Raw genomic sequence first — 24535 nt, 5'->3', positions numbered from 1 at the left:
AGGGTGGGACAGAGAGAGGTGAGACGGCGAGGGGTGAAGGAAAGAGGGGTGAAGGAAAGAGGCGTGCAAGAAGGCGGCGTGAGAACGGTGAGAAGTCGCCGAGCCGCGGACGGCCGGCCCCGGAGACCGGGGCCGGCCGTCTGCACGTGCCGCGTTCTGCCTACTTCACGTCGGCTTACTTCACGTCGGCTTACTTCACGTCGATGAAGTCGCCCGCCGCGTTGACCGCCGGGGTCGTCGCGTTGCCGGCGAAGGTGAAGCGGTAGTAGCCGTCCACGGTCGCCTTGACCGTGGTCTTCAGGCCACCGGTGGTGCTGCTCTTGATGGTCTTGACCGTGGTGTAGGTGCTGCTGCCCTTCTTGCGGAACTGCAGCTTCACCGACTGGGTGGAGACGCCGCCGTACAGGCCGGTGTCCCAGTTGGCGCGGGACAGCTTGCCCGTGACGGTGATGGTCTTGCCCTTCTTCACCGGCTCCGGGGCGGCGTTGACCGTCAGCGCCGACTTGCGCTGGAGCTTGGTGGTGCCCAGGGCGTCGTTCTCGACGTAGCCGACCTTGGTCAGGTCGATCTCGTCGTCGGTGTACGGGTCGACGTCGTTCCAGTCGACGATGTAGCCGAGCGCCTTCCAGGTGGTGGCGTCGGCGTTGTAGAGCTCCTCGGCCGGGAGGATGTCGATGGTGCCCTTGCAGGTGGCGACCGTGGCCGAGGTGTTGGTGCAGCTCGGGTAGTCGTCGCCGAGGAGGAAGTTGGCCGGGTCGGCGGACGAGCCGCGGTAGATGACCAGGTCCAGCTCGGTGTCTTCCGCGGTGACGTCGACGTCCGCGCCGTGCGTGACCTTGAAAGTGACCGGGACGGTGACCTTGCCGCCGGTGCTCGCGACGATCGGAAAGCCGTTGTTGATCTTCACGTTGGTGAACTGGGCGTTCAGCGCGTACGGGGTGCCGGTGTCGGCGGCGGTCTCGCCGACGTAGGCGCTCTTGCCGGAGACGGCCGCGCGGAGGGCCTTCAGGGTGTCGATCGAGTTGTGCGAGTCGCTGCCGGTGGCCTGTGCGGCCGGCACGGCGAAGGCAGACAGGACCAGGGCGCCGGAGACGGCGACCACGGTGGCGCGTTTGCGCATTCGTTTCCCCCTGAGGAGAGGGGCCCGGACGGTTGCCGTTCGCACGGCTCGCATCACATCCGGGGCCCACATTGATCATGGAGTCTGTTGACTCACCCCATCAGATGTCCGACGGGGGGTCATGGTTGTACGAGCAGTGAGAAATTCGTGCAGAAAATTCGTACGACGGGCTCTCCGGCCGATCGGACGGGTTCCTTCGTCCGATCAGTCGAACCAGCGGTCGCGGGCCAGTTCCCCGGTCCGTGACGGGTCCTCCAGCAGGGCCGCGACCTCGAACCGGCGCGGCCACTGCCGCGCCGCCCAGGCGAGCCCGGCGGCGACGCCCTCCACGGTGGCCGCGTGCAGGACGCCGTCACCGGTCAGCCGCCAGTCGATCTCCACGCCGTCGACGACGAGCTCGTCGTGCTCGACGTAGGTGTCGGGCGTGCGCGGCCCGAGCAGCACCCGCACCGACTCGGGCACGTCGTGCTCGACGCCGTCGGAGTCGACGCCTCCCGTCACGGACTCGCTCAGCCGCCGCACCTGGAACAGCTCGGCCAGTTCGGCGGCCCGGGACGGCGGCACGGGCAGCAGCGGGACGCCGTCCGTGAACGGCAGCAGGTCGGGTGAGTCGACGACGACGGCGTCCGCCGCGTCCACCACCTCGGCCCGCCCGTCGACGACGGCCCGCAGCTCGTCCGGCAGGGTCACCTGATCGGGGTCCAGCTCGGCCAACGCGCCGTACAGACCGTGCAGTTGGGCGGTGCCGACGGGCCGGTCGGGGTCGGCGAGCCGGTCGAGGAGTTCGGCGGCGCCGCCGGGCTCGTCGAGGAGCGCGGCGACGGAGGTCCGCACGCCGAGGGCGCGCAGCACCTGCTCGTCGTCGAAGCCGGTGGCGTCGGCCTCCTCGTACAGGCCGTGCAGGAGCGGGTCGCCGCCGGCGGCCAGCAGACCGGCGGGGCGGCGGCCGTCGAGGACCGGGTTCCCGCGCAGCCACCAGGCCGTGTACGGCCGGACGATCTCGTGGGTGCCGTCGGGGAGGAGGATGCGGACGGGCTGGGTGAGGGCGTCGCGCAGCGGCGGCCGGGCGAGCAGCGCGAGGGCCTGCGGCCAGCGGTCCTCGTCGACGAGGTCGAGATCGCGGACGGCGACCAGCTCGGTGGCGACGGGCGGCACCGGGCTGTCGGGGAAGCGGTCGAGGATGTCCTCGCACCACACGTCGACGGCGTCCAGCAGCCCCGCGTCGTCCGGCTCGGCGAAGTCCCCGTCCCGCGGCTCCAGTTCGTCCGGGTCGAGGACGACGTCCGTGGCGCGGACGAGCGCGAAGTTGGCGAGAACACCGCAGGCCGCCAGCGGCCGTTCGCCCCATTTGTCCGCCAACTCGGCGTCGACGAAGGCGAGTTCGTCTTCCCGGATGACGGAGGCGAACGGGCTGCCGGGCAGGACCAGTTCCCCGGCCGGGACCAGCTCGCCCTCCTCGTCGGGCAGGGCGAGCGCGCCCAGCCACGGCTCGTCGCCGGGCTCCAGGGCCGCGCCGCGGACGAGCGCGAGCACGGTGTCGGCGAGTTCCTCGGCGTCCGGCGCGTCCTGGTCGTCCCAGGCCCCGCGGTCGTCGTCCAGGGAGGCCGCGACGGCGGCCCGCACCTGCGGGGTGGTCAGGACCGCGCGGGGGGTGGCGGGCAGCGCGCCGAGCTTCTCCAGCAGGGGGTGCGCGGCGTCCTGGTGGGCGACCTTGAGGCCGAGGCGGGCCAGGATCTCCGGGTCGAGGCCGGCCGCGTCCGGGGTGGGCAGCAGCACCTGGCGCGGACCGATGGTGGTCCGCCCGTCGGCGAGCGGCACCGGCAGCCCGGAGAGCCGGTCGGGGTCGACCCCGGCCAGGCTGTCGTAGAGCCGGTACCACCAGTTGGGGTCCTTCTCCAGACCGGCCAGCCGGTCCACGGCGTCCGCGAGCGGGATCCGGGCGACGCCCAGCGTGCGCAGCTCGACGCGCCGCTCCAGCCCGGCGGGCAGCAGCGTCGGCAGCACCTCGGCCAGCACCCGCACGGTGTCGGCGCCCGCGCCCTCGACGACCTCGGCGTCACGCGGCCGGAGCGCCTCGGGCAGCTCGACGCCCTCGTCGCCCGCGTCCTCGTCCTTGACGGGCTCGACGGCGGGCGGCAGGAAGGCGGTGCGCGGCAGCCGCTCCAGGATCGCCTGCCGCAGCGACCCGTCCAGCTCGCCCTTCCCCAGCGGTCCGGGCACCAGGTCGATGATCCCGGGGCCCACCGGCCGCCAGTCGGCGAGGAGTTGGGCGTAGGCGTCCGCCGCGCGCTGCACCAGATGGTCGGTCAGCGGCCCGGGGGCGGCGTGCCGGCGGGTGGTGTCGAGCGGGAAGGAGCCGATGAGCAGCGCGGGCACGCCGAGCGGCTCGTCGCTGGGGGTGGGGGCGTGCACGACGGGCGTGGTGCGGGGCCGGGCGGGCGAGCCGTCGTCGTCGACGGGCACGGCCCAGGTGACCGACCAGTGCGGCCGCAGCCGCTCCTCCACCGGCCGGTCGGCCAGCAGCTCGGGGGCGAGAGCCCCGTGGGCGGCGACCGTCCGCCAGCGGGTGGTCCCCTCCCGGGTGTCCGCGACGACGGTCAGCGGGCCGTCGGCGAAGCGGCTCAGGGTACGGGGAGCGTCGTCGCCGATCTCGATCACGACCTCCTCCAGGCCCGGCAGGGCGAGGAGAAGGGCGTCGTCCACGGCGCCGAGGAGCCGCTCCGCGAGGTCGGCGGCCGCGGTGTCGCGCAGGGGCAGGATGACGGCCGTGTCGTACGGGTCGGGGGCGGTGCCCTGGGCGGCGAAGGGCAGCCGGAGCAGGGGCACATGCCCGTCCCGCCGCCGGATCTCGTCGCCGAGGCCGGGGCTGTGCCGGGCGGTGTCGGAGGCGAGATCGCGGGCCTCCGCCAGGTCCCAGCGGACGCCGCCGTGCCGTCCGACGACGGCCGGCTCGTCGGTGACGGCGATGACGGCGGCGAACCCGACGCCGAACCGTCCGACGGCCACCGCCGGCTGCTCGCCGTCGCGCTGCCGGCTCTCCCGCTTGGCGGAGGCGCGGAGCGTGGCGAGGGACTCGACGCCGGCGGCGTCCAGCGGCGCGCCGGTGTTGGCGGCGACCAGGACTCCGTCGCGGAGGGTGAGCCGCAGCCGCCCCGGCACCCCGCCCCTGGCCGCGGCGTCGGCGGCGTTCTGCGCGAGCTCGACGACGAGCCGGTCCCGGTACCCCCCGAGGACCAGGTCCTCCTCGGCGTTGGCGTCCTCCCGGAACCGGGCGGGGCTCGTGGCCCAGGCGTCCAGGACCCCGCGGCGCAGGCGGGCCGTGCCGAAGGGGTCCGCGCCCTCAGGCGCCGGCCGCACGAACTTGCTCACGTTCACTCTCCTCATCGGCGTGAGGACGAAGGTACCCCTCACGGAAGAGTGCCGTGTTCCAGGAGCCCTGGGCGCCTGATGCCGCCACGATGCACAGCGGGCACGGACCGAACCGCGACGAAACAGCGCAGTTCGAATCCCGTTCAGTCGAGTGCTGCGTAGTTAGGGACCGCGCCCCGCACCGCGCGCCACGGGTCCGCGACGCTTGGTGATCGTTTTTCGCGGCCATAACGACTGTGCAGCCGGCACTCAGGCGACCCAGCGGCAGAAGGCATGCAAGTGGCAGAATACTCCCATGTCCAACTCGTATGCGCAGCCCATCCTTAGAACAGCGGATCTCTCGGAGGGGTTGCGAATTGTCGAGCGGTTGCTCGGGATCGCCGACCTCGAAGAACTCGAAGTCGATTTCGAGGCACAAGTCTCCTCGACGCAAACTCTTTCAGCACTGCTGGAATTGCTGCCGGATATTGATTGGGGGGTACCAGGAGACGTAGGAGGCTCATCCACGAAGGGAGACGATCCGTCGGAGCACCTCCCCATCTGGCTGCGGGCCTGGGCCATGCCACCGGAGACCGTGACGCCGTTTCTCAACGCGGTGGGCGACAGCCCAGCCACGGTGCGGTGGGACTTCGCGGGCTGGCCCGAGGCCCCTGAGGTGGGCCTGGGCGAGGGCGGCACCAGGGGCGCATTCGTGACGCTATGCGTGAATGTCCGCGATCTCGAACTGAAGGAGCCCTCGACCGATCACACGGTTTTTGTCCATGTCAAACAGATCGAGGCCGAACGCGCACCGTGGCTCGCGGCTCAGGTCGGCCTCACGGTGATCGGCGATCTGGTGATGGCTCCGTACTGAGCGCCTGCCGTGCACACAGGCGTGCCCCCGCGGAATCTACTGTTCCGCGGGGGCGCACTCGAGGTTCAGGAATGCTCTGGCGCGGTCTAGATCGGCGGGTTCACCTTGTCCGAAGGTTCCACGGCCTCATGGAAGCCGAAGGGATCGAAGAAGTCCTTACCCATCTCCAACAATCCGCCCCCGAAGCCGAAGCTACGGACGTAACTGTTGCTCTGCGCGAAGGGCATCAGTGATCCTGCGACGCCGAAGATGCGGCCACGAATCCTCGGACTGACTCGCGATGCGTTCACCTTGCCGGTCACAGCACTGAACACCCTGCCCGAGTCGAAACCGCTGCCTGGATGAATCACCCGGACACGAGGGTCGTTGGCGTACTTGTTGGCGACCATATTGGCTTGGGCCTCACTTGCGGTGACATAGATAACGTTATTTGTTTGCCCCTTCCTGCTCGGATCCATCTTGCCCTCGATATCTCCTTTGATTTTACCGAGTTCCTTCTTCGGGTCCTCGGTACCCGTCGCATCCATGTCGATCACATCTACGATCTTTCCGTTCTCGTAAGTTACCTTGATGAAGTCGGACGTCGTTCCGTTGAACCGTAGCTTTCCGTCCTTGTCCGTGAACGTCCCCTTACCCACAAGCAAGGTCCTCCGGTCGTCGTTCTGCGACAGCCAAATCTCACCGGTCCCGTTGTTGGAACCGTCGGTGTAGAGACCTGCCGCCCTGAGGTCGTCGTTCAGGTACTTCAGAGCGAGCTTCGCGCGGTCGTTGTCGCCCGTACCACCGATGACGTGCCCGATCCCGTATTCGTCGTAGATCACCGTGTTGCCGCCGACCTTCCCCTGCGTCAGCTTGGGAGTGGGGGTGGAACTACCCCCTCCGCCACCACCGCCGATGGCTTTGCCCGGGATCAGGATCGGGGCGAGACCGGTCGGGTCGGACTTGCTGACCGGGCTGTTGTTGGCGTACGCGTACCCGTTCATCTGAAGCGGGTCGGCGATGTCGGTGATCGGGTCGGCGGAGAGGAAGCGGCCGGATGCCTGGTCGTACTCGCGGGCGCCGATGTGGGTCAGGCCGGTCGCCGCGTCGTCGATGCCGACGCCGAGGTAGCCGCGCTTGTTCGGCCAGCTGGACGGCTTCGTGCCGCGGATCTCGCCGTACGGCTTGTAGGCGCGGCGTGCCACCGGCTGGGTGCCGGCGAGTTCGACCGCGGTGTCGGCCGTGCCGAGGTGGTCGGCGAGCATGACGTAGAGCTTGTGGCCGGTGGTCGCGCCGTTGGCCGTGCTGCGGATCACCGTCGGGGCGCCGGACTGGGCGTAGGCCCGGGAGGCCTTGGTGATCGCCCCGCTCGCGTTCGTCGTCACCTCGGTCTCGCCGAGGTACAGGGTCGAGCCCGACGGGGAGTTCTCCAGAATCCGGTTGCCGTCGGCGTCGTAGACGTACGTCGTCTTCGTGCCGTCGTCCGTGATCGTGTCGAGTCGGTTCTCCTGGGTCCAGGTCAGGTCCTGCGTGGTGCCCGACAGGGAGCGGGCCTCGGTGTTGCCGGCCGCGTCGTAGGTGTAGGAGCTGCCCTTGCCGGTAGGGCTGGAGCTGATCCAGTCGACCGTGTGGGGCTGCTTGCTGTCGTAGCCGTAGCTGTAGCCGATGTTCTTGGCCGGGTCCGCGGGGTCGTGCTCCGTCATCGCGGCGCGGTTGCCGAGCCAGTCGAAGGTGAAGGACTGGCGGTAGGCGGTGGTGCCCGTGGCGACGGTGGCCGCATCGGGCGCGGCTGCGGTCAGGGTCGACGTCAGCGAGGTGTCCGGGCTCGAGACGTCCGTCGAGGCGTCGGGGGCGTCGGCCACCGGGCCGGTCGAGGTCTCGTAGTCGGTGCGGTGGCCCCACGTCGTGCCATTCGCCGCCTTGCAGCCGGTGGCCTTGCCGTCGGGGGTGATCTTCGACGTCCAGGCGTTCACCATCTCGCCCATGGCGTCGTAGGTGAAGCACTGGGTGTCCCAGGTCGTGCCCGAGGCCTCGGTCAGGCTACGGGCGTTCGACGTAATGGTGCCGGAGGGGTCGTACGAGTAGTAGCTGTCGCTGATGCGGTGCGGGCTCGCGGTCTCGCGGTCGGCGACCGTGCGCTGAAGGCGTCCGGTGTGCGGGTCGACGAAGTTGGTCGTCCACACCCGGGCAGGCTGGGAGCCGGAGACCGTGCGCAGCGGCTCGCCGAAGGGCGAGTAGGTGACGTCGGACGTGTACCAGGCTCTTCCTGAGGTGGACTCGGCGAGACCATCACTGTTGTAGCGGGTGACGACCTTCTCGGCGGCGAGTCCACCGACGGCGGGCATGGTGTACGACAGCGGCTGTCCGGTGACCGGAGTGTAGGTGTACGTGTAGGGGTAGGTGCCGGCGAAGCCCGTGGTCATGGTGTTGGCGGGGATGACCGTCTCCCGGCTGGTGACACGGTATTCGGTGTCGTAGCCGGTGACCCGGTTGATGTAGTCGCCGTTCGCGGTGTGCCGGAGGGAGGCCACCTGCTTGCCGAGTGCGCCGGGCAGGGAGTCGTAGGTGAACTCCTTGGTGGGGGTGGCTGTCTCGGATCCCTCGCGGATCTTGGTGGGCCGGCCCAGGTTGTCGTACTCGGTGTAGGTCGTCTTCCCTCGGGAGTTGGTCGTCTTGTTGGGGCGGTCGGCGGCGTCGTACCAGGTCTCCGTCTTGCCGGTGTCCGGGTCGGTGGCGGAGGTGAGGCGGCCGCGAGCGTCGTAGGTGTACGACCAGTTGTTGCCGGCCGGGTCGGTGACCTTGGTGCGGTTGCCGCGGGCGTCGTACTCGTAAGCCGTCGTGCGCCCGGCGTCGCTCGCGGAGTCGTCCCGGCTGTAGTGCTTGACCGAGGTGATCCGGCCGAGGGCGTCGGTGTAGGTCCGGGTTCGGGGGGCGGTCCCGCCGACCGGGTCCACGTAGGTACTGGTGTCGGAGTAGCTGGTGTACGTGGCGTACCGGTAGTCGCCGTCGAAGTAGATCGAGTTGCGGACGGGCCGCTCCAGACCGTCGTAGCGGGTCTTGGTCCAGCTCGGGATCGACGCGGTCGACTTCGGGGTGAACAGCTCCACCGCGGGATCGCCCTTGGCGAGGTACCCGGCGGTCTGCTCGTCGACGAGTCCGTGGTCGTCGTACGAGGTGTCGGTGACGATCCGGCCGGGGCCGTGGGCCTCTTCCTGGGTCTGGACCTGACGCATCAGGCCGTCGTAGATCGTGACGTGCTTGTTGTAGGTGCCGTCGTCCTTGAGGGTCCTGACGGTGACCGCCGCCGGACGCGTCTTCTCGGAGGTGGCGATGGCGCTCTGGTATTCGATCAGGACGTCCGCGGACTTTCCGCCGGACGACCGGGACGCCGACCAGCCCTTGACCGAACGTCCGAGCGCGTCGTACTCGGTCCTCAGGACTCGGCCGTTGGGGTCGGTGACCGTGAGTGCCAGGCTGCGGCCGGGGTCGAAGGTCGTGGTGGTGGCGTGCCCCATGGCGTTGATCGCCTTGATCGAGGTGACCGGGCCGCCGTCCGCCGGAACGTACTGGGTCTCGGTTGTGCCCTCACCGGGCGCGGTGACGTAGCGCTTGCGGCCCAGGTCGTCGTAGGTCGTCGTGACGACCTTCGAGTAAGAGGTGCCGGCGCCGTCGATCGTGGCTGTCGAGGTGACGTCGCCGTTCGTCGGGGTGGCCCCGTAGTCCAGCTTGTCGTAGCTGTACCGCACCGCGGACTTGAGCTGTGTGGCCGGGTCGGCGGAGTCGTAGTTCGCGCAGGAGGTGCCGGTGGTGCGCTGTTCCTTGGTCAGGCCGATGAGCCAGGCCGAGGTGTTGTGAACGTACGACTTCTTGGTGCAGGTCTGGTCCGAGAGTGTCTCGCCGCCGGAGCCGCTCGGCTTCACCACGGCCGTCTCGACCTGGTAGGGCAGTCCGTAGGTGTCCTCGAAGGAGGAGAGTGTGCGTACGGCACGCCAGCTCGTATCGACCGTCTGGATCTCGTCCGTGCGCTTGATGGCGGCGCGGTGGGCCAGCAGTGGTTCGAGGTCGGTGCCGGTCTCGGCTTCGCGGGCGCGGGAAGCGGTCTGCTTCGACCAGGGGTAGTACAGGACGCGCTTCTGGATCTTCTTGTCGGAATCGAGGTAGGTGATCGACTCGGCGGTCAGGCCCGTGTACTGCTGAGCGTCGTCGTCCACCAGCGTGTAGGTACCGGTGGAGTCCTTGACCGCACCGCCGACGCCCTGGAAGTAGCGCGTCACGGAGTACGACTGGGACTGCGGGTCGCCCTGCTGCGATGTGGACTTGCTGCCCTTGCTCACGGCCACCTGACGGTAGCCGCGCCAGTCGCTGTAGGTCTGCAGGGCGGGTCGGGTGAACTCGTCGACGCTCTTGGACCAGGCTGGGCCGGTATAGGCGTACTTGGTGACGACCGGCTTGCCGTGCGAGGTGACCTTGTCGGTCTCGGTCACGGAGTGGACGACGTATTTGTTGAACCAGGATTTCGCCGGTGTCTTCTCGTCACCGTCCGGGGACCAGCGGACCGGGTAGCAGGTGCTGTTGTTCTTGCCCTTGTCCTCGGCCGGTTCGGTGGCGCAGCCGCCCGTGTACTCGACCTCGATGTCGCCGCCGTACTCCGTGGCGACGGTACCGATGCGGGGCCGGGTGAAGGCGGGGCGCTGGTCGTTCGGGCCTGCGAGGACCAGGTTCGGCAACTGGCGGTCCTGAAGGCGGGTGCGCAGCGGCGAGGTGGAGCCCACGGAGTATTCGGCGAAGCTGACGCCGTCCTTGTGCTGGAGTGTGCCGGTGGTGTCCCCGGGGGCGAAGCCGCGCCGGGTGATCGAGTTCAGCCACAGGCCCGGGGAGGTGTCGTACCAGTCCTCCGGGAACGACTGGTGCAGCTCATAGGTGTCCACTTTGCCGAGCCCCGTCTGGCCGGTGCGGGCGCCCTTCGTCGTCACTGTGTCCAGGCGCATCTGCGTCCAGAAGCTGGGAAAGGGCGGGCAGAGCTTCGAGGAGGATTTACAGTTCAGGTTCCCGGGTGTGTCCCACCAGGGGCGGTACGCGGCCGGGTCGTCGGTGTTGTTGAAGTTGTCCGCGTTACAGGCCGCTTCCGACTTCAGGCAGCGCTGCTTCACCCCGAACTCGATCGTCGCCGACGGCTTGGTGAGGTCCGAGCGCATGCCGTACTCGATAGTCGTTGGGTAGGCGAAGCGGTCGTACTGCTCCGGTGACTTGAACTTCTTCTTCACCGCGTAGTAATTCGACTCCTGCTTCCAGCTCACCACCATCGCATTGCCGTGTATATCGACGACCTTGTCCAGACCCCAGCGCCAGGCCTGCTTCTTGCCCGACCCGCAACGCGAGTCGGCGAACGCGTCAGCGTGGCAGGGCTCGCCCGGGTGGTTGCCGAAGACAGGGACGGCGGAGACGGAGTTCGTGTCGGCGTGACCACCGCCGACCTGGTTCAGGCCGTAGTAATACTTCGTGCCGTCCATGGTGGTGACGACCCAGTACTCGCCGTTGTTGTCGCCGTTGCTGCCGCCGGTCCTGCGCTCGACACGGGTGCCGTCGTCCTGGGTGGGACGGTAGATCTCGGTGTCGGTCTCAGGGTTGCTGCCGGCCGCCGCGTCCCGCACCAGTTCGGTGGTCTTGCCCATGAGGGACATCACCGCGTTGTAGGACGTCCAACACAGGTCGGACGTCTTGTCCTTCTTGGCGGTGTTGTTGGGCGTGCCGGAGTTCAGCTTCTTGCGGTCGTCCTGGCAGGTCCGGTAGCGGCGCTCGATGTGGCCAGGGTCGTAGTCCCAGCCCTCGCCGATCCAGGAGGACTGGGGCGAGGCGATGGCGGTACGCCCGTCCACCGACTGGGAGTTGTAGGTGAAGGCGACACCGGGAACCGGGCCGGCTGGGGCCGCCGGAATCGTCAGGGGGTACGACCAGGTGAACGCGCCGGAGGGACCGCCCGCCTCCCACTTGCCGTTGGAGACCAGAGGCGTCGCCTTGAAGGTTCCGCCCGCGCCGCCGCCCGAGTCCACTGCGCCGACGACCGCGCTGTCACCGGTCGCGGCGACCTGTGTGGCGGAAGAGGGCATCGACGTGCGGTACGCGGCCTGGGCGACGGTCGGACCGCCGGACCTGGCCACCTCGGCCGCCGCGGCCGGGGTCACCGTGCCGTCCGCCGCCGTGTCGACCGTCGCCGTGATCGACTGGGTCTTGGTGTCGTTGGTGGTCTCCAGTTCCTCGTACTCCTGGCACGCCTCGACGTCGGGCGTGGTCAGATAGCACTCGGGAAACTGGACGAAGCGCAGCCGGGAGGCCCAGTCGGCACCGTAGAGGTTCTTGAACTCGGCATAGTCGAGCTTGACCGAGATCGGTACGGAGCCGGTCGCAGGGGCCTGGACCTTGACGACGGCGCCGTCGACGCCCTGGGAAACGGCGGCGGCGCGGTCGTAGACCTGGACGCTCCAGGTACCGGTCGGGGCTGCCTGGTCCGGGGCCTGACCGAGGCTGACGGGGAGGTTTTCGACGGGAGTGACGGCGACCTGCCGGGCTGTCGCGCCCGCACGGTCCGAGGCCTGGGTCGCGCTCGTCGTCGAGTCGAAGCTGAGCGAGCCGGTAGCGGGGGCCGGGGCCGTCGCCGTACCTGCCGGGGCCTCTTGCAGATCCTCGGGGACCTCGGCCTTCAGAGACTCCAGGTCCCGCTCGAAGACCTCGCCCGTGACGGTCTTGTCCTGTTCGAGCATCTCCAGGTCGAGGGTCTCGCGTCCCTTCTCAGCGACGGACGGGTCGGGTGGCAAAGCCAGGGACTGCGCGGGCAGGAGGCCCACGAGCAGGACCGCGCCGATGGCGGGCACGACGACTCCGCGCAGGCGGCGACGGCGGACATTCGAGTAGCGACCGAACACGGCGAGGTCCCCCCGGACCACTCGAGGCGGGCCAGGAACGGACCACGCGTGATGACGTATCAGATGCCGGTGATTCTGTGACGGTCTTGTGAAGTTCCGCTAGATCGCCTGTATGGATGTGATGACAGTCACGGTGTGTAACGCTCGATAGTGGGTGGTGAAGCACAGACCCGCATCTACCGGAGGTACGGGAAAGTGGCGTCCATCCGCGATCAATCGCTTGATTCGCCGGTTCCCCTGGCAAATGGGCATCGAGTCAGAGGAGTTGAGGGATACTTTGCACCACTTCGCACTCAACTCCCCCGACGGGCGCGGCGATCACCGGCCGGACGACCCGACCTCCTTTACGGCCGAGCTGCTTGATCCGTTCATTCCACTCCATCGGCTGCGAAGCGTGACGACAGCCCGCTCATAGGTCATCATCGGCTCGCCCGGCGAGGCCTGTCCCGCCGGTTCCAAGGGGGGAAGGGGAACTCGCCCGATGACGCGCAAGGAGCGCAACTGGCATCGTGTGCCCGGCAGACGGACCACGGCCGCAGTACTCACCGCGGCACTTGCCGCCACCGGCATCACCTTCATCGGCCTCGGCCTGGATGAGCCCGGCTCGCGCGGCGGGTCGAGCGGGGACGGGAAGACGAAGCCGGTGAGTGAGGCCGCCGCGCTCACGCGGGCCGCCAAGACCGGGAAGTCCGTCGAGGTCACGGCGGCGCGCACGGCACGGTCCACCACGTGGGCACGGCCCGACGGCCAGATGGCGAAGAAGCTGTACTCCTCACCGATCCGGGCCAAGGTGGGCGGCGAGTGGAAGCCCATCGACTATGACCTGCACCGCACGGACAGAGGCTGGGAGCCCAATGCCACGAACGCGCGGATTGTGTTCTCGGCGGGCTCGAGGACGGGCGGGTCGAAGGCTGCCCATGACGGCGAGGAGCACGCCTCCCGCGCCGGCTTCGGTGTGCGCCGCGCCTCCCTCGTCAAGGGTGCGCGAACGGCCGCCGCGGACGCGAGCCCCCTGGTCACCCTCACCGTCGACGGCTACGACATTCAGCTGACCTGGCCGGGCGCGGTCCCCACCCCGATCATCGACGGGTCCCGGGCGCTGTACCCGGAGATATTCCCGGGTGCCGACCTGGTGCTGACGGCAGACGACGACGGCTTCGCCCAGCTACTCGTCCTCAAGAACCGACAGGCCGCGGCCGATCCACGCGCGCAGCAGCTGTCGTACGGCATCACGTCCGCGGACCTGACCTTCCGCCTGGACCCGGTCACGAGCGTACTCAGCGCGGAGAACGCGTACGGCAACGAGGTGGCGATCTCGCCGACCCCGCTGATGTGGGACAGCACTGGTTCCCCGGCGGTGACCGACGGCGAGGTCGGTGCCAGCGCTCAGCCGACGGCGTCGGAGAGCCCGGAGCCCAGCACGTCGGCGCCCGATTCGCCGAGCGACAGTCCGAGCACGACCGAGGAACTGATCGAGACCGACGAGCAGGGCGACACCCACCCCGAGACTCTTCCGCCGGCCGCCGACGGCCCCGCCCCGACGGTTTCGGAGTCGCCGTTGCCGTCCGCGCCGGCCGAGCCGACGCCCGCACCCTCGCAGACCGGTTCTTCGGCGACGTTCGGCCTGTCCGGGCTCGACGGCCCCTCGCCGGACTCGCGCGGTGAACTGGTCGAGGTCGACCTGTCCGGCGCGAACTGGCTACTCACGCCGAACCAGGAGTTCCTGAACGACCCGGCCACCAAGTACCCCGTCTTCGTCGACCCATCGGTGAAGAAGCACACTCAGAACTGGACCACCGCGTACAGCCGGCACCCCAACGCCACGTTCTACAACGGCAAGGGCTTCAACAAGGGCGGTACGCACGAGGCCCGCGTCGGCTTTGAGTCGGACACATGGGGCACCTCGCGCTCGTACTTCAACATCGCCTTCGACAAGGATCTCAAGGGCACGAAGATCACGAGTGCGAAGCTGCGCGTGCTGGAGACGTACTCCTGGTCGTGCGGCGCACGGTCGATGAGTGTGCACCTCACGGGATCGGTCGACGGGCACACCAACTGGAAGAACGCGCCCAAGCTGAGCGACGGCAACAAGTTCGCGACCAAGAGCTTCGCACACGGCTACAAGTCCGGGTGCCGGGACGCGTACGAGACCTTCGACGTGCGAGGGGCCGCGCAGAAGCGCGCCGACGAGGGAAAGGACAGCATCACCTTCGGCATGCGGGCCAGAGACGAGAACTCGCAGTACTCGTGGAAGAAGTTCCAGGCCAACGGCGACAACGCGCCCGTGCTGGAGCTGGTGTACAACCGCAAGCCGACCATCGACTCCAACTCGCTGGACCTCGGTCCCGAGGGCAAGTGCACCACCACCGAGCCGTACGCCCGCATGGGCTCGGGAAACCTGACGTTCAGCGCGCGGGGGTCCGACAAGGACAAGAACCTCGACTACCTCGACTTCGACCTGTGGGTGAACGGAAAGTGGGACACCACGGGTGACCTGCTGGGCTCCACCGGCAAGGTCTCGGTCGGCGGCGACAAGGACACCGCGCTGCGCACCACGGCCGGCTTCCCCACCAGCAAACTCACCAACGGCGCGATCTACTCGTGGCGCGTGCGGGCCGTCGACGACGCCGGTGCCTCCTCGTCGTACACACCGGTCAAGACACCCTGCCGTTTCATCCTCGACACCACGGCGCCCAAGCCACCGAAGGTCATCTCTTGGGACTTCCCCAACGCCGACGGCAGCGAGAACGGCTTCGGTAACGACGCCGAGGACGCCAACTGGTCCACCGTGAAGTTCGGCACGGGCGGAACATTCTTGTTCCGCGCTCTCAACACGGACGTCGTGCGGTACGAGTGGGGCTTCAACTCACCTACCTACACCGGAAGCATCCGCCGCCCCGAAGGGTCCGCGACCACCCGTACCACCGTTGTCCCCAGTCTCACACCGCCGTCTGCCGGGCCCAATGTGCTCTACATCCGGGCCGTCGACGCCGCGGGCAACCCGTCGCAGCCGACGAAGTACTTCTTCTACGTCAGCCCGCGCGACCAGGCCGACGCCCCTGGCGACTTCACCGGGGACAAGCTTGCCGACCTGATGGTGGTCACCGCGGAGGGCAACCTCGCCCTCTATCCCTCCCAGGCCACGACCGACCTCGCCAAGGGCACCGGCGACCTCGCCTACTCGATGCCCGGCGCCTATCGGGCCAACCCCGAGAAGGACCCGAACGGAGACGACCTGCCACCGTTCGTTGCCCCACCCTCCGGACACTTCAAGGGTGCGCTGATCGCTCACAACGGCGACATCTACGGCGGTGACGGCCTGCAGGACCTGGTCGTACGCCTCGGCGACAAGCTGTGGGTGTACCCGGGCGACGGCTACGGCGCGGTCAACATCGACAAGCGGGTGGAAATCCTGCTCCCGCCCAACGCGCCGAGCCCCGCCTCCCTCACCCAGATCGTCTCGGCGGGCGATGCCACCGGGGACGGGCGCACGGACTTCTTCGCCACCGCCGGTGACGCGCTGTGGGCCTTCACCGGGTACCACGGCGCCACCATCTACCAGGCGATCCGGCTGTCCAGTTCCGCCTGGACCGAGCGGGACATCGTCTTCGTAGGCGACTTCTCCGGCGACGGAGTGACGGACATGGTGTACCGCACCGACGTCTCTGGCCGGCTTCTCTCCCGCAAGGGCATCAAGGCGAGCGGCGGCGGCACCGACCTGAACTCCCTGGCCGCCGCCGCCAACTCCGCCGACGGCGCGGACGGCATCTACGGCGGCACGGGCTGGGGCAGCGGCAACATCTACCTGCTCATCGGCACGCCGGACGCCAACGGCGACTCCATCCCTGACATCTGGACCGTCCACACGAATGGCACCGTGCGGTTCTACGTCGGCAGCCGCACGGCCCTTTCGGGCTCGGGCACAGAGGTTATTGAGACAGCGAGCTACTGGAAAACCCGAATCGCCATCGGCTGAAACAGTCAAGGGGAACCAAGCAAGAGGGGCGGGCCAAGCCCGTCCCTCTTCGCGCGCCCCGGCGAATGCGTCCGACACGACCCACGGCGACGTCCCGACGCACAACCGAACGCTCAACTACCGCCCCGGACACACCCGACGCCCCTCCGAAACTGCGACGGCTGCGACCATGCCTTCAGGCCCCCTCAGCCCGGCATGTGCCCGGCTGCGCCTCGGCGGCGTCGTCAGAACGAGAGTCGCCCCAGGGAACATGACGCGACACTTTTGGTCGACGCATGTGCCAAACACGCGGTGCGCGACCGTCCGGGCTCGCGGCGACAGCAACGTCCACATCGGCTTTCCGTCAGCGCCTGGACTCCGTGGACGTCGTTCGGTCCACTCAGTACACATACCTTGGGCCAGTTGCGGAACAGCCTTCCCTTCCGCTGGAATCCTGAGCCTCGCGACGCTCACGCCTTGCCGACACACGGGGGCATCTCTCTTCCGGCAAGGCCCGCCAAAAAAATGAGACCTTCGTCACATCGAGCGGAAGCCTGCCCTAGGAGTGCCCCAGCTCCGCCGTGTCCTCGTCCGTCGCCGTCGGGACCGAGCCCGAGTCCGGGGCCGGGCGGAGCGGGAAGGGGTCCACGCGGGTCTCGTCGACCACCGGCGGGGCGGGCCGCGGGGGCGTCGGCATGATCGCCGCCTCCGAGTGGCCGCCGCAGCCGTACGACAGGGAGACCACACGGCCGTCGGCCGGCGAGAACTCGTTGGCGCAGACGCCGAAGGCCTGGCCCAGGGAGCCGCCGATGGGAGTGAGGAAGCCGCAGCTCACACAGGACGCCGGGGCCGCCTGGGCCATGGGCGTCTGGGAGCCGAAGCCCTCCTCCCAGCGGTCGGCGGCGGTGTGCAGGCCGTAGCGGGACAGGACCCGGGCTCTGCGCAGGCCCAGCTCCTGGGCCACCGCGGCGATCGTGCCCCGGACCGGCGAGGCCGCGAGCTCGGCCGGCGCGGCCGGGGTCACCTCCGCGTCCTCCGCCTCCGCGAGCTCGGCCATCTCCGCGGAGACGAGCGAGTTCGGCGGCGGCTCGTCCTCACCGGTGTAGCCGGGCTCCAGGCGGAGATCCTCCGCGTCCGTGGGGAGCAGGTCGCCCGGGCCCATGTCGCCGGGGCGCAGCCGCTCGCTCCACGGGACCCACTCGGGCGCCAGGACCGCGTCGGGACCGGGGAGCAGGACCACCTCGTCCAGCGTGACGATCTTCGCGCGGGAGGCCCGCGCCACCGTCGCCGCCCAGCGCCAGCCCCGGTAGCCCAGTTCCTTGCACTCGAAGTAGTGGGTGACCACGCGGTCGCCCTCGGAGAGCAGGCCTACGTGCTCGCCGACCACACCGGGGGCGGCTGCCTCCTCGGCTGCGGTACGTGCGAGGTCGACGGCCTCGGCGCACAGGCGGTCGGGGGTGCGGCTTCGCGTGGTCGCTGCGCTCACAGGTATCGCTTCTCTCCTACGCCGTCTCTCGGTGCGCCGGCCTGAAGGCGGCGGGTGCGGACGGAGCGGACCGTTGGGCCGCGTCGACGTCCGCGCCCGATCGCGCTCGGGCGCACCTGCTGTCATCCATTCTGCGGGATGGCCGGGAGGCGCGCGGCCGAGAACGATCGCCACGGCGCGCTACGCACGCTACCTGCTCGCGGACGCTCGGCCTACACCGACGGGACGTTTAGCGCCCACCAGAAGTCCGCGAGCGGCCCGCGGGAGCCCGGGAAAGCCTGCCCGCAGGCCCCCGAACTCCCTGCGAACCGGCCCGGCGCGCCGACGATCACACGGCCATACGCGCGGTAACCGCACTACGCACAGCTTTCTCGGGGCACTATGACGGGGTGGCAGCCGCAAGGACACCCCAGGGCGCCACCGGGATCGGTGCGACGAAGGGGAACAAGGGGAGGAGCCGGGTGAGCGGTTCGGGCCGGATGAGCGGGTCCGTCCGCGCGGTCGGACGCGCCCTGCACCTCCCGTTCACCGGCACCGCCCGCGGGATCCGCAAGGCCACCCATGCGCACGGCGCCGGCGAGTCCGGCCTCGGCAAGCTGATCGAGCTGCACGGTGTGAACGGCGCGGGCGATGTGATGATCACGGTCGCCCTCGCCTCGACGGTGTTCTTCTCCGTGCCCACCGACGAGGCCCGCGGCCGCGTCGCGCTCTACCTCGCCATCACCATGGCCCCCTTCACCGTCCTCGCCCCCGTGATCGGCCCCCTGCTCGACCGGCTCCCGCACGGGCGGCGCGCCGCCATGGCCGGGTCGATGCTCGCCCGGGCGCTGCTGGCGCTGATCCTGTCGGGCGCGGTCGCCACGGGCAGCATCGAGCTGTATCCGGCCGCGCTGGGCGTGCTCGTCGCCTCCAAGGCGTACGGGGTGGTCAGAAGCGCCGTCGTGCCCCGGCTGCTGCCGACCGGGTTCTCCCTCGTCAAGGCCAACTCACGGGTCACGCTCGGCGGCCTCCTCGCCACCGGCGTCGCCGCGCCCATCGGGGCCGGACTGCAGGCACTCGGCCCGCGCTATCCGCTCTACGGCGCCTTCGTGATCTTCATGGCCGGTGCGTTCCTGTCGTTCTCGCTGCCGGGCAAGGTCGACTCCGCCAAGGGCGAGGACGTGGCGCTGCTCGCCGCCGACGAGCAGCATCTGCACGGCCCGCACCGCCGGCCGGTGAAGCGGCCGGGCCTGCGGACCGTCGGCATCGCCGTCACCCACGCGCTGGGCGCCAACGCCGCCCTGCGCTGGTTGTCCGGGTTCCTGACGTTCTTCCTGGCGTTCCTGCTGCGCGAGCACCCGCTGACCGGGCAGAGCGCGGCGGTGTCGCTGGGCATGGTGGCCGTCTCGGCGGGCGTGGGCAACGCGCTGGGCACCTCGGTGGGCGCCTGGCTGCGCTCCAAGGCCCCGGAGCTGATCATCGTGACGGTGGTGGCGGTCGTGCTGGGCGCCGTGCTCATAGCCGCCGTCTTCTTCGGGGCGTTCCTGGTGGCGTGCATGGCGGCGATCGCCGGGTTCTCGCAGGCGCTGGCCAAGCTGTCCCTGGACGCGCTGATCCAGCGGGACGTGCCGGAGCTGGTGCGCACCTCGGCGTTCGCCCGCTCGGAGACGATTCTGCAGGTGTGCTGGGTGTTCGGCGGCGCGGTCGGCATCGTCATGCCGCTGAACGGCACGCTGGGCCTGTCGGTGGCCGCCGCGGTGGTCGCGCTGGGCTGGCTGTCCACGGTCCGCGGGCTGCTGTCCTCGGTACGGCACGGGGGCGGCGCGAAATCCCGGGTGGTGTGAGCGCATCGCGGAGCACTCGGCGTAGCTCTTGGCGTAGCTCTTGGCGCGGCGCTCGGCGTAGCACTCGGCGTGGCGCGTGGCGTAACACACAGCCACGCCGCACCCCACGTAAAGAGCCGACCGCGGGCGCCCGATAGCCTTCGGCCATGACCTCGATGCTGCCCCGCGGCGGAGCCGCCGATGTACACGGCGTTGTACGACGCCGCCGCGCCGTCGCCGCCGCCGGCGCCGTCTCCGCCGGCCTGCTCGTCCTGTCGGCCTGCGACAAGCCGACCCCCCTGTCCACGATCACCGTCGGCCGCTCCTCGGTCAGCTCCGAGGCCACCTGCGGCGGCGAGGGCGAGGCGCTGCAGGCCGCGGCGCTGACCAAGTGCCTCGCGGACAAGGACATCAAGTCCATCAGCGTCGACCCGGACGAGACCGTCCGCTTCGGCGTCGACCCCGACGTGGCCGACAAGCGCTGGACGATCCTGATGAACGGTCAGCCGCTCACCGAGGACAGCGACAAGACGTACCGGACGATCCCGGGCAGCGTCTTCTTCAACGCCCAGTACGGCGCGCAGGGCGACTCCACGCTCGTCACCATCAAGGCGGGCGACGGCAAGAAGGACAGCCAGGCGGCGACCGGCCTGTGGTCCTTCAAGCTCAAGAAGGACGACTGACCACGTCCCGCATCCGCGTGACACGCATCCTCGTGGCCACCGCGGTCCCCGCCGAGCGGGACGCGGTGGCACGGGCGTGCCCGCAGGAACCGGTGACGGAGACCCGGCTGCCGGGCGTGACGCTGCACCGCGCCGGGGAGACGTACGACCTGCTCGCCGCGGGAGTCGGCCCGGCCCTGGCCGCCGCCTCCGTCTCCGCCGCCCTGACGGCCGCCGCGCTGGCGGGCGCCCCCTACGACCTCGTCGTCTCGGCGGGCATCGCGGGCGGCTTCGCGCCCGACGCCCCCGTCGGCTCCCTGGTCGTGGCCGACGAGATCACCGCAGCCGACCTGGGCGCCGAGACCGCCGACGGCTTCCTGCCGGTCACCGAGCTGGGCTTCGGCGCCGTCACCCATCGTCCGCCCGAGTCCCTCGTACGGGAGTCCGCGGCCGCTGCCGGGGCCCGCGCCGGGGTCGTCCTGACCGTCTCCACGGTCACCGGCACCGCCGCCCGGGCCGCCGCCCTGCGCGAGCGGCATCCGCGCGCCCTGGCCGAGGCGATGGAGGGCTTCGGGGTCGCCGAGGCGGCCGCCGCGCACGGGGTGCCCGTGCTGGAGATCCGCGCGGTCTCCAACCCCGTCGGCCCGCGCGACCGCGCCGCCTGGCGCATCGGCGAGGCGCTGACGGCCCTGACGACCGGTTTCGGGAAGCTCACGCCCGTCTTCACGAGTTGGAACCCACATGGCCCAGATGACCCGGATGAGCGCTGAGACCGTGCAGATCGCGTACTCCCCCTGCCCGAACGACACCTTCGTCTTCGACGCCCTCGCCCATGGCCGCGTCCCGGACGCGCCCGCGCTGGAGGTGACCTTCGCGGACATCGACATCACCAACGGCATGGCCCAGCGAGGCGAGTCCGACGCGCTGAAGGTGTCGTACGCCGTGCTGCCGTACGTCCTCGACGAGTACGCGCTGCTGCCGTGCGGGGGCGCGCTGGGCCGGGGCTGCGGCCCGCTGGTGCTCACCCGGGAGGCCGGGGTCGACCTCACCGGCCGCACGGTCGCCGTGCCGAGCGAGACGTCGACCGCGTACCTGCTGTTCCGCCTCTGGGCGGCGGACACCCTCCCCGGCGGGTTCGGCGAGATCGTCGTCCTGCCGTTCCACGAGATCATGCCGGCCGTACGGGACGGCAAGGTCGACGCGGGGCTGGTCATCCACGAGGCCCGCTTCACCTACGGCGGCTACGGGCTGCACAAGCTCGCGGACATGGGCGAGCACTGGGAGTCCACGACCGGACTGCCGATCCCGCTGGGCGCGATCATCGCGAAGCGCTCGCTGGGCACGGAGTCCCTGACCCGGCTCGCCGACTCGATCCGCGCCTCGGTGCGCGCCGCCTGGGACGACCCCGAGGCGTCCCGCCCGTATGTGATGGCGCACGCCCAGGAAATGGACCCGGCCGTCGCCGACCAGCACATCGGCCTGTACGTCAACGAGTTCACGGCCGACCTGGGCGAGGACGGCTATGCGGCGGTACGCGGACTGCTGACTCGCGCGGCGGCCGAGGGACTGTTGCCGCCCCTCGGCCCCGGCGCACTCGATTTCCCGTAGGAGTTTCCGGCTCAGACGTCCAACTGGTCGGCGACCGCGCGCAGTAGACCGGCGATCTTCTTGCCGGAGTTCTTCTCCGGGTAGCGGCCCTTCTCGAGCATCGGCGTGATGTTCTCGAGGAGGGTGGTCAGATCCTGGACGATGGAGGCCAGTTCGTCGGGCTTCTTGCGCTGGGCGGCGGCGACCGACGGGGTCGGGTCCAGAATGACGACGGAGAGCGCCTGGTCACCGCGCTGTCCGGCGACGACGCCGAACTCCACTCGCTGGCCCGGCTTCAGTGCCTCGACTCCGGCAGGGAGGACCGAGGAATGTACGAAGACGTCACCGCCGTCGTCGCGGGAGAGAAAGCCGAAGCCCTTCTCGCTGTTGAACCACTTGACCTTGCCGGTAGGCACGTCTGTCCTCGTCCTCGTACTCGTCGGAAAACTGCTTCGGATACTTCGGATGCTTCAAAAACAGCACTGGAACGGCTGTTGACAGCACTTGGGCGGGTCGTCCATGACCCGCCGGTACCAAGGCTAATGGTCTTCGGGCCGGTGACAAGACGTCCCCCGGTTGTTCCTCAGGGCTGGGAACTACCCTGGTCCGGTGCGTGACAAAACCCAAACGAATTCCGCCGCTCCCGGTGACCGACTGATCCGTGCCGGTGCCATCGTCTTCTTCGTCGGCGCCGTGGCCACACTCGTCACGGTCGCCCCGCTGTTCTTCGGCACGACGCCTTTTCCGACGTACATGTTCGGACTGAGCATGCTCATGGGCGTCGGTTTCCTGATCGCGGGCGCGGGCGTCCTGCGTTCGATCGCCGCCGGCCGACGTCAGGCGAGGGGTGCCATGGGTTAGTCAACCGGGCGCTCCGCGAGGTGGGCGTGGAGCCAGGCGGGGAATTCGGTGAGGTCGGTGAGCACGACATCCGCACCTTCCGTCCGCAGTTCCTCCGCGTCGCACGGCCCGGTCGGCACGGTGACCGACAGCGCCCCGGCGGCGCGGGCGCCGCGGACGTCCCCCACGTGGTCGCCGACGTAGACGCTCGCGGCGTGCTCGCGCAGGGCCTGCGCCTTCTGCTCGGCCCACAGGTCGCCGATGACCTCGTCGGCGCCGAGGCGCACATGCTCCACCTGCAGCTTCGCGTTGGGCTGGTGCTTGGCGGTGACGACGATGGCCCGCCCGCCGACCGCCTGCACGGCCGCGATCGCCTCCCGGGCGCCGGGCAGCGCGGTCGCGCCGGTGACGCCGTGCTCCGGGTACAGCGAGCGGTAGAGGTCGGCCATGGCCGCGACCTGATCGGCCGGATACCAGTACGCCAGTTCGGTCTCCGGCGGCGGACCGAGCCGGGTGACGACCGCATCGGCGTCGATGTACGTCCCCGTCCGCTCGGCCAGCGCCAGATAGGTGGCGCGGATGCCGGGCCGGGAGTCGATCAGGGTCATGTCGAGGTCGAAGCCGACGGTGAGCACGGGTGACGTCATGCACCCATTCTGCCCATCGCCGATCCGGTGACCCCGCCGCCCGTCGCCGCCGGCTGTCGCCGCTATCGCTGCTTCTGCGAGCGCCAGACCAGGAACAGCGCCGACGCCACGGCCGCGCCCCGGATCACCCACGGCCAGGTCTGGGCGACCGCGTCGTTCATCCGCCCCTCGGCGATGGGGTCGCCCCAGCGTCCGTCGGAGCGCCCCCACAGCCAGACGAGCCCGGCCGTGAGCGAGAGCCCCGGCAGCCACATGACCGCCAGCTTCGTCTCCCGCTCGGTCAGCCGACGTGAGGCGTAGGCGATGAGCCACCCCAGGATCAGCCCGTACCAGTTCCCGAACACCGCGCCGAAGACGAGACAGCCGGCGGCGAGCAGGAGCAGGGGATTGCTCCAGCTCCGCCCTTCGCCGCCGGACTCCCCCGAGCCCCACGGCAACCGGAGCCGCCGACGGGGGCGGCCTGCTTCCTCGTCACCCGCGTCCCCGTCCCCGTCCCCGGCGACGACCGAGTCCGCGTCCTCTGCCCCGTCCCCCTCTTCCTCTTCGTCCTCCTCGGGCCTTCTGCGCGGGGGAGGTTTGAGGAGGTCGGGGATCTCCACGCCGCCGACGAACCCGTGCACGTCCTCGCCGGGGCCGAACGGGATCGGCTCGTGCAGCCACCAGTCGGGCGACTCCCGGGAGTCGCCCAGCTCGTGCGCGGGGGCGCGGTGCGGCGAGGACGCCGCGTCGGAGGGGGCGGCGGGCGGCGGTGTGCCGGAGCGGGGCCGCGGCACGACCCGCCGGATCCCCTTCGGCCGCGGCGCCTCCTCCGCACGGTCCCGCTGTACGGGCACGGAGGGCGCCGGGCCCTCCGGCGCGCCGGGGCCCCGCTCGGCCGCGGCGGCGACGATGTCGTCCGGGCTGCCGAGCCGGTCGATGATCCGGCGGACGGCCGCGGGAGAGTCGACGGCCGCCTTCGCCCGACGCCGGTCGATCTCGTTGCGCAGCTCGGAGACGAGCCGCATCCGCGTGGCCGAGGACAACTGCCGCTGCTGCGCGACATCCCCGACACGGCTCAGATACTCGTAGACGACTTGGTCGCTCTCGATCCCCACGGGAAGACGCTATCGCTTCTTCACTTTGCGGCACCGGCCACGGCACCACGGCCCGTCCGGCGTCACCTCTCAAGGACCGGTCAGGACAACTCAGCCCGTCCGGCGTCACCTCTCAAGGACCGGCCAGGACAACTCAGCCCGTCCGGCGTCACCTCTCAAGGACCGGCCAGGACAACTCAGCCCGTCCGGCGTCACCTCTCAAGGACCGGCCAGGACAACTC

The 24535-nt window shown here is 69.9% G+C and carries 14 protein-coding genes; 7 read left to right on the top strand and 7 right to left on the bottom strand.

Annotated elements, in window-relative coordinates; translation table 11 throughout:
• Positions 1–190: 190 nt before the first annotated feature.
• Entirely contained in the window at positions 191–1120 is a 930-nt protein-coding gene (locus ACWD4O_RS15160) for a hypothetical protein (RefSeq protein WP_451280136.1), read from the bottom strand.
• Positions 1121–1324: 204 nt separating this feature from the next.
• Positions 1325–4489 (bottom strand): sacsin N-terminal ATP-binding-like domain-containing protein, encoded by a 3165-nt coding sequence (locus ACWD4O_RS15155; RefSeq protein ID WP_451280135.1) that lies wholly within the window; start codon positions 4487–4489, stop codon positions 1325–1327.
• A 295-nt stretch (positions 4490–4784) separates the two neighbouring features.
• On the opposite strand from ACWD4O_RS15155, the gene ACWD4O_RS15150 reads away from it, so the two are divergent.
• Positions 4785–5342 carry a hypothetical protein gene (locus tag ACWD4O_RS15150; protein WP_451280134.1) on the top strand — a complete coding sequence of 186 codons (558 nt, stop codon included), beginning with the start codon at positions 4785–4787 and terminating at the stop codon, positions 5340–5342.
• A gap of 86 nt (positions 5343–5428) precedes the next feature.
• On the opposite strand, the gene ACWD4O_RS15145 is transcribed toward ACWD4O_RS15150, so the two are convergent.
• Positions 5429–12241, bottom strand: a complete 6813-nt coding sequence (locus ACWD4O_RS15145; RefSeq protein ID WP_451280133.1) for an RHS repeat-associated core domain-containing protein — start codon at positions 12239–12241, stop codon at positions 5429–5431.
• 481 nt (positions 12242–12722) lie between these two features.
• Here ACWD4O_RS15145 and ACWD4O_RS15140 point away from each other — a divergent pair, with 481 nt between their 5' ends.
• Complete coding sequence (locus ACWD4O_RS15140) at positions 12723–16217, top strand: DNRLRE domain-containing protein (protein WP_451280132.1); 3495 nt, start codon at positions 12723–12725, stop codon at positions 16215–16217.
• A gap of 538 nt (positions 16218–16755) precedes the next feature.
• On the opposite strand, the gene ACWD4O_RS15135 is transcribed toward ACWD4O_RS15140, so the two are convergent.
• Positions 16756–17682 (bottom strand): DUF3027 domain-containing protein, encoded by a 927-nt coding sequence (locus tag ACWD4O_RS15135; protein WP_451280131.1) that lies wholly within the window; start codon positions 17680–17682, stop codon positions 16756–16758.
• Positions 17683–18071: 389 nt separating this feature from the next.
• Here ACWD4O_RS15135 and ACWD4O_RS15130 point away from each other — a divergent pair, with 389 nt between their 5' ends.
• The 4 genes from ACWD4O_RS15130 (at position 18072) to ACWD4O_RS15115 (ending at position 21754) form a co-directional block, all read left to right on the top strand.
• On the top strand, positions 18072–19505 hold the full coding sequence (locus ACWD4O_RS15130) for an MFS transporter (RefSeq protein ID WP_451280130.1): 1434 nt from the start codon (positions 18072–18074) through the stop codon (positions 19503–19505).
• A gap of 146 nt (positions 19506–19651) precedes the next feature.
• Positions 19652–20167 (top strand): DUF2771 domain-containing protein, encoded by a 516-nt coding sequence (locus tag ACWD4O_RS15125; RefSeq protein ID WP_450948331.1) that lies wholly within the window; start codon positions 19652–19654, stop codon positions 20165–20167.
• A 26-nt stretch (positions 20168–20193) separates the two neighbouring features.
• Positions 20194–20916, top strand: coding sequence for a futalosine hydrolase (locus tag ACWD4O_RS15120; RefSeq protein ID WP_451280317.1), 723 nt, complete (start codon positions 20194–20196; stop codon positions 20914–20916).
• Positions 20906–21754 carry a 1,4-dihydroxy-6-naphthoate synthase gene (locus tag ACWD4O_RS15115; protein WP_451280129.1) on the top strand — a complete coding sequence of 283 codons (849 nt, stop codon included), beginning with the start codon at positions 20906–20908 and terminating at the stop codon, positions 21752–21754. Before ACWD4O_RS15120 ends, ACWD4O_RS15115 begins: the two co-directional genes overlap by 11 nt.
• Positions 21755–21765: 11 nt before the next feature.
• On the opposite strand, the gene ACWD4O_RS15110 is transcribed toward ACWD4O_RS15115, so the two are convergent.
• On the bottom strand, positions 21766–22149 hold the full coding sequence (locus tag ACWD4O_RS15110) for a cold-shock protein (protein WP_358803592.1): 384 nt from the start codon (positions 22147–22149) through the stop codon (positions 21766–21768).
• Positions 22150–22342: 193 nt separating this feature from the next.
• Between ACWD4O_RS15110 and ACWD4O_RS15105 the strand changes: the two genes are divergently transcribed.
• Positions 22343–22594: a hypothetical protein gene (locus ACWD4O_RS15105; RefSeq protein ID WP_451280128.1), complete on the top strand. Its 252-nt coding sequence runs from the start codon at positions 22343–22345 to the stop codon at positions 22592–22594.
• On the opposite strand, the gene ACWD4O_RS15100 is transcribed toward ACWD4O_RS15105, so the two are convergent.
• Together ACWD4O_RS15100 and ACWD4O_RS15095 are read right to left on the bottom strand one after the other, a co-directional pair.
• Positions 22591–23220 carry an HAD family hydrolase gene (locus ACWD4O_RS15100; RefSeq protein WP_451280127.1) on the bottom strand — a complete coding sequence of 210 codons (630 nt, stop codon included), beginning with the start codon at positions 23218–23220 and terminating at the stop codon, positions 22591–22593. The two genes, ACWD4O_RS15105 and ACWD4O_RS15100, sit on opposite strands and share 4 nt — an antisense overlap.
• Positions 23221–23282: 62 nt before the next feature.
• Entirely contained in the window at positions 23283–24314 is a 1032-nt protein-coding gene (locus ACWD4O_RS15095; protein WP_451280126.1) for a hypothetical protein, read from the bottom strand.
• Positions 24315–24535: the final 221 nt, after the last annotated feature.

This window comes from Streptomyces sp. NPDC002623 (assembly GCF_053592635.1).
Note: the sequence above shows the minus strand (reverse complement) of the source record. Positions and strands in the feature narration are given on the sequence as shown.